The sequence below is a fragment of the Polaromonas sp. P4_H1 genome, assembly GCF_056400945.1.
The window spans coordinates 25,296-37,355 of record NZ_JBFUKG010000025.1; the positions used below are offsets into that span (position 1 = coordinate 25,296).

The 12,060-nt window shown below is 65.1% G+C and carries 11 protein-coding genes; 7 read left to right on the forward strand and 4 right to left on the reverse strand.

Going from position 1 to position 12,060, the window contains the following annotated elements:
* Positions 1–43 precede the first annotated feature (43 nt).
* The 7 genes from AC1DS5_RS23620 to AC1DS5_RS23650 all read left to right on the forward strand — a co-directional run bounded on the left by AC1DS5_RS23620 (position 44) and on the right by AC1DS5_RS23650 (position 6,774).
* The gene (locus AC1DS5_RS23620) at positions 44–847 is read left to right on the forward strand and encodes an IclR family transcriptional regulator (protein ID WP_477720688.1); all 804 of its coding nucleotides are present in this window, start codon (positions 44–46) and stop codon (positions 845–847) included.
* Positions 844–2,535, forward strand: a complete 1,692-nt coding sequence (locus tag AC1DS5_RS23625; RefSeq protein ID WP_477720689.1) for a bifunctional 3-(3-hydroxy-phenyl)propionate/3-hydroxycinnamic acid hydroxylase — start codon at positions 844–846, stop codon at positions 2,533–2,535. The genes AC1DS5_RS23620 and AC1DS5_RS23625 overlap by 4 nt, the downstream gene beginning before the upstream one ends.
* Positions 2,536–2,569: 34 nt before the next feature.
* Positions 2,570–3,589 carry a Bug family tripartite tricarboxylate transporter substrate binding protein gene (locus AC1DS5_RS23630; RefSeq protein WP_477720690.1) on the forward strand — a complete coding sequence of 340 codons (1,020 nt, stop codon included), beginning with the start codon at positions 2,570–2,572 and terminating at the stop codon, positions 3,587–3,589.
* A gap of 43 nt (positions 3,590–3,632) precedes the next feature.
* Complete coding sequence (locus tag AC1DS5_RS23635; protein WP_477720691.1) at positions 3,633–4,481, forward strand: fumarylacetoacetate hydrolase family protein; 849 nt, start codon at positions 3,633–3,635, stop codon at positions 4,479–4,481.
* Between the two features lie 4 nt (positions 4,482–4,485).
* Positions 4,486–4,884, forward strand: a complete 399-nt coding sequence (locus AC1DS5_RS23640; RefSeq protein WP_477720692.1) for a nuclear transport factor 2 family protein — start codon at positions 4,486–4,488, stop codon at positions 4,882–4,884.
* Positions 4,881–5,630, forward strand: coding sequence for a class II aldolase/adducin family protein (locus AC1DS5_RS23645; RefSeq protein ID WP_477720693.1), 750 nt, complete (start codon positions 4,881–4,883; stop codon positions 5,628–5,630). The genes AC1DS5_RS23640 and AC1DS5_RS23645 overlap by 4 nt, the downstream gene beginning before the upstream one ends.
* Positions 5,631–5,796: 166 nt before the next feature.
* Positions 5,797–6,774 (forward strand): Bug family tripartite tricarboxylate transporter substrate binding protein, encoded by a 978-nt coding sequence (locus tag AC1DS5_RS23650; RefSeq protein WP_477720694.1) that lies wholly within the window; start codon positions 5,797–5,799, stop codon positions 6,772–6,774.
* Between the two features lie 350 nt (positions 6,775–7,124).
* Here the strand turns inward: AC1DS5_RS23650 and AC1DS5_RS23655 are convergent, their stop codons facing one another.
* From AC1DS5_RS23655 to AC1DS5_RS23670, 4 genes are all read right to left on the reverse strand, one after another.
* Positions 7,125–8,582 (reverse strand): aldehyde dehydrogenase family protein, encoded by a 1,458-nt coding sequence (locus tag AC1DS5_RS23655; RefSeq protein WP_477720695.1) that lies wholly within the window; start codon positions 8,580–8,582, stop codon positions 7,125–7,127.
* Between the two features lie 75 nt (positions 8,583–8,657).
* Complete coding sequence (locus tag AC1DS5_RS23660; RefSeq protein ID WP_477720696.1) at positions 8,658–9,632, reverse strand: Bug family tripartite tricarboxylate transporter substrate binding protein; 975 nt, start codon at positions 9,630–9,632, stop codon at positions 8,658–8,660.
* Positions 9,633–9,991: 359 nt separating this feature from the next.
* A complete protein-coding gene (locus AC1DS5_RS23665; RefSeq protein ID WP_477720697.1) occupies positions 9,992–10,684 on the reverse strand; it encodes a hypothetical protein in 693 nt (230 codons plus the stop codon).
* 550 nt (positions 10,685–11,234) lie between these two features.
* Positions 11,235–12,044: a hypothetical protein gene (locus tag AC1DS5_RS23670; RefSeq protein ID WP_477720698.1), complete on the reverse strand. Its 810-nt coding sequence runs from the start codon at positions 12,042–12,044 to the stop codon at positions 11,235–11,237.
* Positions 12,045–12,060: the final 16 nt, after the last annotated feature.

Below are 12,060 nucleotides of genomic sequence, written 5' to 3' on the forward strand. Positions count from 1 at the left end.
CACCGGAAAAAGACGCGAGAGCCAAACACGAAAGACAAACACCATGGCAAGCACCAACCGCATGTTGCGCATCCTCGGGTTTTTCAACCTGGAGCGCCCTGTCATCACGCCGGAGTGGCTGATCGAGCAGCTTGGTGTGTCGCGCGCCAGCGTCTACCGCGACCTGGGCCAGCTCGCCAGCGCGGGCATGCTGGAGCGCGTGGCCGATCGCGGCTATGTGCTGGGCCCCATGGTGGTGGAGCTGGACCGCCAGATCCGCCTGGCCGACCCGCTGCTGGGCGCCGCCGGTGAACTGCTGGGCCGGCTGGCGGAAGAGACCGGCGGCATCGTGCTGCTGTGCCGCTTTCACGGCAACAAGGTGATGTGCATTCACCAGGCCAGCCCCTTGAAGAACCGCCATCCGGGGGCTCAGCCGGGCCTGTCGGTCAGCTACGACCGGGGGCGCGCCATGCCGCTGTACCGGGGCGCCACGTCAAAAATCATCCTGGCCTATCTGCCGCAACCCCAGCTCAGGCAGCTCTGGGCCACCGAGCGCAAGACGCTGGTGGCGGCGGGTCTGCCCGACGACTTTGCGCAGCTCGGCAAGGTGTTGCGGGGCATCCGCGAGGTGGGCCACTGCATCACCGCGGGCGAGGTGGACCCCGACGCCGTGGGCTTTGCCGTGGCCTTGCGCGACGGCGAGTACCTGCTTGGCAGCCTGAGCATCGTGCTGCCGGCCGCTTCGCTCACGGCCGCACTGCGCAAGACCATGCTGACCCGATTGCAAAGTACCGCGGGCCGCATCGAAGGCCGGCTGCAAGACCAGCGTGCGAAAGCCCGCGCAACCAAAAAAACGGATACCCCATGAATGCACCACTGCCTTTTTCATCGCTCTCGCCACCGCTACCCGCGTTAGCAGGCGAGACGCACTTTCCGGTCGTGATTGTGGGCGCCGGGCCCACCGGGCTCATGCTGGCCAACCTGCTGGGCGTGCAGGGTGTCCGCAGCCTGGTGATAGAGCGCAACACCAGCACGGTCGGCGAGCCGCGCGCAGTTACGATTGACGACGAGAGCCTGCGCACGGTGCAGGCCACGGGCCTGATCCGCGACGTGCTGCCGCAGGTGGTGCAGGGCTATGGCGTGCACTACTACTCCTGGCGCAACAAGGAGTTCGCGCGCATTGAACCGCGGGGCATGGAACACGGCTTTCCCAAACGCAACGCCTTCCGGCAGCAGGTGCTGGTGGGCCAGCTGCGCGACGGGCTGCAACGCTTTGACGGGTCGGCGATCTGGTTCGGCCATGAACTTGTGCGCTTTCAGGACGAAGGCGTGGATGGTGAAGCCGTGCACCTTGAACTCAGGCATGCGGGGGAGACAAAACACATCAGCTGCAACTGGCTGGTGGCCTGCGACGGCGGGCGCAGCGGCGTGCGCGAGCAGCTGGGCATCCAGCTGACGGGCAGTACTTACGACGAAAAATGGCTGATTGTGGACTTGCTGGACCGCACCTGCGCCTTCCGCCATACCCGCACCTACTGTGACCCGGTGCGGCCCGCCATACGCCTGCCCGGGCCGGCCGGCACGCTGCGCTATGAATTCATGCTGCATGAGGGTGAAGACCCCGAGCAGATGCTGGACGAGGCCCGCATACGCAGCTGGATCCGTGCCCGCGAGCCGGCGGACGCCACGCTGGCGATCACGCGCAAGGTCGTGTATGCCTTCCATGCGCGGGTGGCCGAGCGCTGGAAATCAGGCCGCGTGTTTCTGGCCGGCGATGCGGCGCACCTGACGCCGCCGTTTGCCGGACAAGGCATGAACAGCGGCGTGCGCGACGCGGCCAACCTGGCCTGGAAGCTGGCGGCCGTCGTGCAAGGCCGGCTGTCCGCCTCGGTGCTGGAAAGCTATGAGCAGGAACGCAAGCCGCATGCCTGGTCGCTGATCCGCATGGCGGTGCGCATCGGTGCCTTCATGCAACCCAAATCCGCGCTGGCCGCCATGCTGACGCAGGGTGCGCTCAAGCTGTGCAGCCTGTACCGGCCGGTGCGCGACTATGTGATGCAGCTCAAGTTCAAACCCCGGCCGCGTTTTGCTGACGGATTTTTTGCGGATGGCGAGGCCGCCCCGGCCCTGGTGCCGGCCGGGCAACTGCTGCCCCAGCCGATGGTGGAGCTGCCAGGCGGCACGCGCACCGCGCTGGACGATGTACTGGGCTCCGGCTTTGCGTTGCTGACGCTGGCCGGCGCCGACGCGGGCGCCGCGCTGGAAAGCATGGCGTCCTCGGGCCTGGCCTGCAGGCACGTGCAGGTGGTCCTGCAGGCAGACGATTTCATCACGGTCGCCGCACCGGGCGCCACACCCGATGCCGTGCTGCGCGATGGCGACGGCACGCTGGAAAAGATCATTCGCAGCGCCGGCGCCGATGCCGTGCTGCTCAGGCCCGACCGCTACGTGCTGGCGTACTTCAACCGCCAGGATGCGCGCGCCGCCACCCGGCTGCAGGCGCTGCTCCGTCAGTTTTCACCGCACCACGCCCACCCCATGCCCAACGCGGCATAGACCGCGCCTTTCACCCACCCCCTGGAGACAAACCATGACATCCCTTGCCCCTGCGGCCTTGTTCAAGCCCGCCCAGACTTTTGCTTTCACCCTTGCGGCCCTGCTGGTTCCGCCCGTCCTGCTGGCCGCGGCACCCGCCGCCCATGCGCAGGACTTCCCCACCAAGCCGGTCCGGGTCGTTACGCCCTTCCCGGCCGGCAGCGGGCCCGAGGTGGCGCTGCGCCTGGTGGCCGAGAAGCTCTCCAGGCTGTGGGGCAAACCGGTGATCGTGGACAACCGCCCCGGCGCCAGCGGCTTTCTGGCCATTGAAGCGATCAAGCGCGCCAGCCCCGACGGCCACGAGCTGCTGCAGATGGACAACGCCCAGATGGCGGCGCAACCCTTTCTCTTCAAAAAACTGCCTTACGAACTGCTGCGCGACTTTGAACCGGTCACGCCCATCCTGCGCAACTACTTCTTCGTCACGGTGCCGGCGGGCAGCCGCTACAAGACCATGGGCGACCTGGTCGCGAGCGCCAAGGCCGGGCCGGGCCTGGTCAACTATGGCTCGTGGTTTGTCGGCAGCCCCGGCCACATTGGCGCGGCCATGCTGGAAGCCTCCACGTCCACGAAGATGACGCATGTGCCCTACAAGGAGATGTCGCAGCTCTATGTGGCGGTGGGCAACCAGGAAGTCGACTGGGCCTTTGGCAGCGCCGCCAGTGCCGGCGCCATGCAGCGCGCGGGCCGGACACGCTACCTGGCGGTGGCCGCGCCCAAACGGGTGGCGGGCTTTCCCGATGTGCCCACGGTTGCCGAGTCCGGCGGCCCCGCCGGCTTTGAACTGAGCGCCTGGACGGCCCTGCTGGCACCCAAGGGCACACCCCGTGCCGTGGTGGAAAAAATCCAGAAAGACGTGGCGGCGGTGCTGTCCGAACAGGACGTGAAAGACAAGTACAGCGCCATGTACTACGAGCCCTACTTCCTCAACACCGAGCAGTTTTTGCAGCAGCTGCGCACCGATTCGCAGCGCTACGGGGACACCATCCGGCGCCTCAATATTTCGCTGGACTGAACGCGGGCCGCGACCGAATTTTTTACCTCACAGAAAGCACACCATGAAAATCATCAGCTACCTTCACCAGGGCCAACCCGGCTGGGGCATGACCAGCGGCGCCGGCATTGTCCCCCTGCACAGCAGCCAGTACCCCACCCTGCTCAGCGCCCTGCAGGCCGGAAAGCTCGAAGACCTGGCAGCCGCCGCGGAGGGCGCGCCCGCGGTGGCCCTCGGCGACATCCAGTTCCTCCCGGTGATCCCCACACCGGGCAAAATTTTCTGCGTGGGCCACAACTATGAAGAGCACCGCATCGAGACCGAGCGAGACCCGACCCAGCATCCGCTGCTCTTCATCCGTGTGGCTGAGTCGCAAACCGGGCACCTGCAGCCCATCGTGCTGCCCACCGAATCGACCCACCTCGATTACGAAGGCGAGATTGCCGTGGTGATCGGCAAGGCCGGGCGGCGCATCCGCCCGGCGGACGCCTGGTCGCATGTGGCCGGCTACAGCGCCTACAACGACGGCTCCATCCGCGACTGGCAAAAGCACACCATCCAGTTCACCGCCGGCAAGAACTTCACCGCCACCGGCGCCTTTGGCCCGTGGATGGTGACGCGCGGCGAAATTGCCGATGGCGAGGAGCTGACGCTGGAGACGCGGCTGAACGGCGAGGTCATGCAGCGCACCACCACGGCATCGATGATTTTCAGCATTCCGGTGCTGATCGAATACATCTCGACCTTCACCTCGCTGCAGCCGGGCGACGTGATCGTGACCGGCACGCCGGGCGGCGTCGGCGCCAAGCGCAACCCGCCGGTGTGGATGAAGCCGGGCGACCACGTCGAGGTCGAAGTCGGCAAGGTCGGCATCTTGTCCAACGCCATTGCGGCCGAGCCGGCGCAGGGCTGAAGCCATGACCACCGCGAATGAAGACAGCCCCGCAGCGGCGGGCGCGCGGGCAGTTGAAGAAGCCCGGCGGCAGGCCATGCTGGACGGCAAGCTCCTGACGCTGGCCGACCTGCTGTCGGACACGCTGGCCTACACACACTCCACGGGTGTGCAGGACAGCAAGCAAAGTTACCTGGAGCAGCTTTCCAGCGGCGCACTACGCTACGAGGCCCTGGAATTTGTGGCGCCTGTCATCCGGGTGCTGGGCCCTGTGGCGCTGGTGAGCGCGCTGATGAAGGCCACGGTGCAGCGCGGCGGCAACCGGCGCGACGTGGCCAGCAGCTACCTGGCCGTGTGGGAGAGCACGCCCGCCGGCTGGAAGCTGCAGGCGGTCCAGGCCACCCCGTTGGCGGCGGCAGCATGAACAGCAGCCCGATGACAGCATCCGAGACCGCGCTGGCGGCGCCGGTGACGCTGGTGGCGCAGCTGGTGCTGGCCAACCACATCCTGGCGGCCCGCGGCGTGGTGGATGGCTTTGGCCATGTCAGCGCGCGGCACCCGGCCGACGCGGGCGCCTTTTTGCTCTCGCGCAGCCGCGCTCCGGCGCTGGTGACGGCGGCCGACATTGGCTGCTATGACCTCGAAGGCAATCCGCTGGGCGAAATATGCGGCGCACCTTATCTGGAGCGCTTCATCCACAGCGAAATCTACCGCGCGCGTCCCGATGTGATGGCGGTGGTGCACAGCCATTCGCCCAGCGTCATTCCGTTTGGCGTGACCGGCCAGCGCCTGCGCCCGGTCTTCCACATGAGCGGCTTTCTGGGCAGCGGCTCCGCGCATTTCGACAGCCGCGACAGCGTGGGCGACAGTGACCTGCTGATACGCAGCCCGGCCCTCGGGCAGGCGCTGGCAACGGCCCTGGGCGATTGCGCCTGCGTGCTGATGCGCGGCCACGGCAGCACGGTGACCGGCAAATCGCTGGAGCAGGCGGTCTACAGGGCCGTGTATGCCGAAGCCAATGCCCGGCTGCAGACCGCAGCCATGGGACTGGGGCCGGTGACCTACCTGAGCGAGCGCGAGGCAGCGCTGGCCGCAGCGGCCAACGACAGCCAGACCGGCCGCGCCTGGGCCCTGTGGCAGCACGAGCTGGCCGGCACCGCCGACACATAGTCGCCCCCTCACCGCCGCTACCACCCCAACACCCGCCCCATACCCCACTCACCACTCACCACTTCCCACCAGCTACTCCCCACTACTACAACCTGGAGACCAGAACATGACACCGGCATTGAATTTGAATTTGAATTTGAAATCGAAATCGAAATCGAAATTGACCTTGAAATCGCCTTGGGGCCTGTGCAGCATCCTCGGCCTGGCGCTGGCCTGCCTGAGCACGGCACCCGCTGCCCGGGCGGACACCTACCCCAGCAAATCCGTTCGCATCATCGTTCCCTACGGAACCGGCGGCGGTGCCGACACGCTGGCGCGCCAGCTGGGCGCCAGCCTGCAGCAGCTGTGGGGCCAGGGCGTCGCCGTGGACAACCGCGCCGGCGCGTCGGGCAACATCGGTTCGGAAGCCGTGGTTCGCTCGCCGGCCGACGGCTACACGCTGCTGCTGCAAAACAGCACCATGGTGGTCAACATGGGGCTGGGCGTGAAACTCAATTACGACCCCGAGAAAGACCTGACGCCCATCATGCTGCTGGGCATCACGCCGATTGCGCTGGCCGCCCACCCCAGCCTCAACGTGAAAAGCCTCAAGCAGCTCCAGGACTATGCCAGGGCCAACCCCGGCAAGCTGAGCTACGGCTCCTGCGGCGTGGGCACACCGATGCACTTCGTCATGGAACTGGTCAAGCAAAAGACCGGCCTGGACGCCGTGCACGCGGGCTACAAGGGCTGCGCGCCAGCCGTCACGGACGTGGTGGGCGGCCAGATTCCGCTGGCCATCCTCAGCGCCAACCTGGTCGCGCCCTACGCCAAGGCAGGCAAGCTGAATGTGGTGGGTGTGGCCAGCCAAAAGCGCTACGCACTGCTGCCGGACGTGGCCACGCTGGAAGAGCAGGGCCTGAAGCCACTCGACTTTTCCACCTGGTTCGCGCTGATGGGACCGGCCAACATGCCGGCGGCAGTGGTGACACGCATCGTTGCCGACGTGCAAAAAGTGCTGGCAGACCCTGCCGTGCAGTCGCGCCTTTCCAACGCTGGCGTGGAGCCTTATGCGGGCAGCGGTGCAGACCTGTCGCGGCTGATCCGCTCGGACAAGCTGCGCTATGAGCAACTGGCCAAGGCGGCCAATATCAAGCCGGAATGAAGCGTTCCTGGTTCTTGTTTTGCCGTCCTGTCGCGCACGCGCTGCCCTGCCGCCCCGGCCTACCCCAGATTGATGGGGTGGGCAGGGCAACGAAAGTGGAGAAGACCAAGGGATTGCGCGACTGATTTCCCACCGATTGCGGTTTGATTGCCTCTTGATCACCGCCTGATTGCAGTCAAAGCGGGTTGCGGTAGGAGGCCCATGTCATCACCAGCCGGCGGTCGGTCAATCCAGGGCCCTCAGGGCCTGAGACCGTGCGCAACATCCCGTGGCTTTGTGTCACCCGCGCCACGGCAGGAGACGCGGCAGCCCGGCGTATCGAACGGTCTGGCGCCCCATCGGATGCAGCACTAGAAGGCGATATGCACGTTCTTGTTCTGTGTGAAGCTGAGGAGTTCCTCGAAACTTTCCTCCCGGCCAATACCCGATTGTTTGTAGCCCCCAAACGAGGCCCCCAGAAAATGCGTGCTGGCCTTGTTGACCCAGATGTAGCCTGCCTCGATGCGGCTGGCCGCCTTGTGGGCGTTGCGCAGGTTGGTGGTCCAGATCGAGCCGGTCAGCCCGTACTCAACGGCGTTGACATCGTCGAACATCTGTTCCTCGTCGTCCCACTGGATGACAGACAGGACAGGGCCGAAGATCTCTTCGCGGGCAATCCGCATGGCGGGTGTTACGCCGGTGAACACCGTGGGCTCCACAAAACACCCATTGCGCAACTCAGCCGCTTGCGGCCTCTTGCCACCGTAAGCAAGGGTTGCCCCCTCCCGCTTTCCGATCTCGATATAGCCCAGCACCTTGTCGAGCTGCGCGCGCGAGACGATGCAGCCCATGGTGGTCTGCATCTCGGTCGGGATGCCGGGTTGGTAGTGCTGCATTCTCTGGAGCAGGATGTCCATCACACGGCCATAGACGGACTGGTGCACAAACAGCCGCGAGGTCGACCCGCAGGATTGCCCGCACCAGGTGAAGTTCATGCCGTCCACGGCAGCACGTGCGGCCTTTTCGATGTCGGCATCGGGGTAGATGATGCAGGCGTTCTTGCCACCCAGCTCCAGCGTCACATGCTTGAGCCGCTCAGCTCCGGCCTTGGCAATTGCGCGGCCGGTCGGCACACTGCCGATCAGCGACAGCCGGGGCACCAGCGGATGGGCCACCAGGGCCTGCGCGCCCGGGGTGCCGCAGGTCAGGACGTTGAGGACACCGGGCGGGAGAATGCCATCGACCAGTTCCATGAACCGATAAGCCGACAGCGGGGCCTGGTAGGGAGGCTTCATGATGACGGTGTTGCCGGTGGCCAGCGCCGGCCCGGCCTTGCCCGCGGTGAACATGAGCGGATGGTTGTAGGCCACGATGCGCCCGCATACGCCAAAAGGTTCACGCACTGAAAAATTGGTGACATCCTCGCCCATGGGAATGGTGTCGCCCTTGACCTCTCCCGCCAGCGCGGCCGACAGGTCCAGCATGCGCGCGGCAGCTGCCGCATCGCCCATCATTTCACGCACCGGGTTTCCGCAGTTGGCCGCATCAATCAGCGCCAGCTCCTCGGCGTTTGACCTGAGGATGTTCGCCATCTCGCGAAGTGCAGTGGCGCGGACAGCCGGCGTTGTCTTGCGCCAGCCGGCAAAGGCCCTGTGCGCCGCGGCCACGGCGGCATCCACATCCTCCTGATTGGCCTCGGCGCAGGGGCCCAGGCTTTCACCGGTAGCCGGGTTGCTCGTCTCCAGGTAGCCGCCGCGGGGCTGGTGCCACGCCCCGTCGTAGTAGAGATCGCGGTGTGCGGGCAGAACGTTTTGTATTTTTTGATCCATATCAGCTTTCAGGACGTGTTGAATGGGGGGTTGAATGGGTGTTGAATGTGCTGAATGTTTTGGCGGTGCGGCCGCTCAGTCCACCTGGGCGCCGGACAGCTTGACCAGCCGGCCAAACTTCTCGTACTCGCTGCGGATGACAGCGCCAAATTCCGCCGACGAACCCACCCGCAAACCAACGCCCACGGCGGAAAAGCGTGCGGCCAGCTCGCTGGACGTGGCGGCTGCCGCGGCGGCATCGTGCATTTTTTTGATGACCTCCGGCGGCGTGCCGGCGGGCGCAAGAAGTCCGGCCGTGGCATACATCTGATAGCCGGGCAAGCCCGACTCGGCGAGCGTGGGCACATTGGGAAACGCCGGCAGGCGCTGCGCCGTGCCGATGGCCAGAATGCGGACTTTTCCGGCGCTGACGCCCTGCGTCGCTGCGGTGTAGCCCATGAACGCCATGTCCACCTCGCCGGACATCAGGGCCATACCCACCTGGGCCGCGCCTTTGTAGGGGACATGCGTGATGTCGACCCCGCCCATGAACTTGAACAGCTCGGCACTGATGTGGTGGATGGAGCCGTTACCCGCCGAGCCGTAGCTCAGCTTGCCGGGCATTTTTTTGGCATGCGCCATCAGCTGCTGCAGGCTGGTTACCGGAAGCGAGCCGTTCACCACCAGAAACATGGGCAGGATGCCTACCTCCACGACGGGGACCAGATCCTTCAGCGGGTGATAGGGAAGCTTGCTGAACAAATGCGGATTGATGGCCCACGCGGAACTGTCAGCAAACAGCAGTGTGTATCCGTCCGCCGAAGCCTTGGCAACGGCGTCGGATGCCAGCGTCCCGGATGCCCCGGGGCGGTTGTCGACGACGACGGGCGTTCCGAGATTCTCCGTGATTTTTTGGGCCATCAGCCTGCCCACGACATCGGGAGTCGATCCGGCTGCGGACCCCACGACGAACTTCACCGGCCGAGAGGGGTAGCCTTGCGCCATGGCGGCCTGGCAAGCTGCCAGGACGGCCGTCATGGCGATCATTTTCATGAGATTCCGGAAAATCATGGGTTTGTCTCCTGCAATGGTTTTTGCGCAACTGTTTTGCGATGCCCGGACGGGCGCGATCCAATGTCGCCGCCGCTCGATGACGCGTCAAACCAGCGTCTCAAGCGGCGAGACTGCAGGGTAAATTTCAAGGTTTTCCGGTTGCGCCGGGGGTGTCAGAGCGATGCCCGACAAGACAATTGGGCAATTGAGCAATTGCCGGAGCGACCACCTGATGCGGGTGGCGGTGCTGACGTAGGACAGCTGGCGTCCGGACAGACTGCGCGATGAAGCAGTTGCTCAGGTCTTCAGTTGGCCAGCGTGGCCAGTACGGTTAGTACGATCAGTACAGTCCGTATTGGGCGCAGATAAGGCGGGGTTTACCGCTGGCTCAGGGCTGTGGCACCCAGGATGTGCTGCACGGGCTGAGTCTCGGGCAGCACATACACAACGCCGTAGCTTTTGCCCAGCACAGGGGCCACCACCGTGTCGTAGAAATCCACAGGCACCACGACACAGCCGATGGAAATGCGGTTGTCGTCGGGCGTGGCGGACACCAGCCGCTCCGCACGGCGTTCTTTCGGGTCGGCCGGGCGCAGCCGGTGGATGGCCAGCTTGGCGGCGTAGTCGATCCAGACAATCGCCTCACCCTGGAGGTTGTGCCCCGGCTCCGAGACAAACCGGCCGGCGGGCGTGGTGCGTTCGTCCACCCGCAAGCTGGCCACGCTGCGCTGCTCAATGCCGGGAACCGAGTGGTCGCCTGGTGTGAGGCCCAACAGCGCAGCGGAAGCGCCGCGCAGGCGGCCGTTGGCCGCAAACACAAAGACGCGGGCGCCCTTTTTATCGACGATGACAAAGGGCAGCCCCTGGTTGTCGCCCTGCCCGACAATCCATTGCAGCGCGTATTGCGCATCGTCCGAAGCGGACTCCAGCGCCAGGTCAAAGCCGCGGTTGTCCATCGGCTCCAAAGCCGCCGCCGGCGCGGCAGCTGACAGCAAGGGCGCCAGCGCCGCGCCCACGAGCAGTGCCATCTGGACGATGGGAGCGTGCAGCAGCTTGCCTGTCAACAACATCGGAGATCCTGCGGATTGCGCCAATAACGTGCGCAAGCGCACAGATCAAAAAAAGCCGGACCCACCCCTCGGTGATTGGTCCGGCTACGGATGCCGCTGATGTTAGCGATGCAAGCAAATGTTTACAACGAATGCCCCATCAAAACACTCTCCAATTCGCTATCACTTCTGTAGCATGAGATGACCATTCCTTGTGGGCACACTCCTGTTTTTTGCACCGCCGGAGGGCCGTGTAACAGATGCCGGGCTGTGGCTTATTTTCTGCATGGCGCCTTTTTTTCCCGGCAAGCGAAATCCGTCCCGGGCAACCGGGAGGGTCTGTTACAAATCAGGTCATCGGAAAAAGGGAGCAGGATGTGAAGGCCCTTTCATTCCTTGAGGGCCGTGAAGCTCCCTCCCCTGCCGGGGGAGGGTTGGGGTGGGGGCCAGCGACGACCAGGTCAGCACGGCGGCGCGACGCCCACGCCGTGAGCCCCCATTCCGGCCTTCCCCAGCGGGGGAAGGAGATGATCGGCACTGCACGCGGTGTGCTAGCTGAACCGTATTGTGACTAGCCTGCGGGCCTCAGGCCGTGCCGGGCGGCCACATCGTAGGCTGAGGTAAAAACTTCGCCGACGGACTTGACCTCCGGCAGCACATACACCACGCCATAGCGGGCGTTGAAGGCCGGCTTGAGCACGTTCTCAAAAAACTCGACCGGCATGTTGATGCAGCCATAGGAAATGCGGTTGTCTTCGGTGGTGGGCGAGGCCAGGCGTTCCAGCCGGCGCTCCTTGGGCTCCAGGGCGCGTACCCGGTGCATGGACACCGCCGCCTCGTAGTCGACCCACACCACGTCTTCGCCGAGGGTATTGCGGCCTGGTTCCGCCATGAAGCGGCCGGCTGGCGTCGTGCGCTCCTGCGGCTCCACTTCCGCAATGGGCCGCCCGCCAATGCCGGTGACGGAATCGTCGCCTTTCGCGGCGCCGATCAGCACCGGGGTCGCACCGCGCAACTTGCCGGCAGGGTCAAACACAAACACCCGGGTATTTTTCTTGTCCAGGATCACGAAAAAAAGCCGCTGGTTGTCGCCCGAGTCGACCACCCAGTTGGCGACATGCTGCGCATCGGCGGATGCGCTTTCGCCGGCGAAATCCGCATAGCGCGGCCCCGGCTGGCTGTGAGGGGTGCCCATGCGCAGCGGTGGCAATGGTGGCAATGTAAGCGCCAGAATCGCAGCGCCCAGCAAAACGCCCTGCTTGATGCCATCCAGCAGATCCGAGCGCCGGTTGGCGGTTTCCCCCGGCTCGGGCAGAGGCAGGGCCGTCTCACCACCAGCGGCCTGGGAGCCGGGCACTTGAATGGATCGCACGAATTGCATGAACTCTCTACCGAGG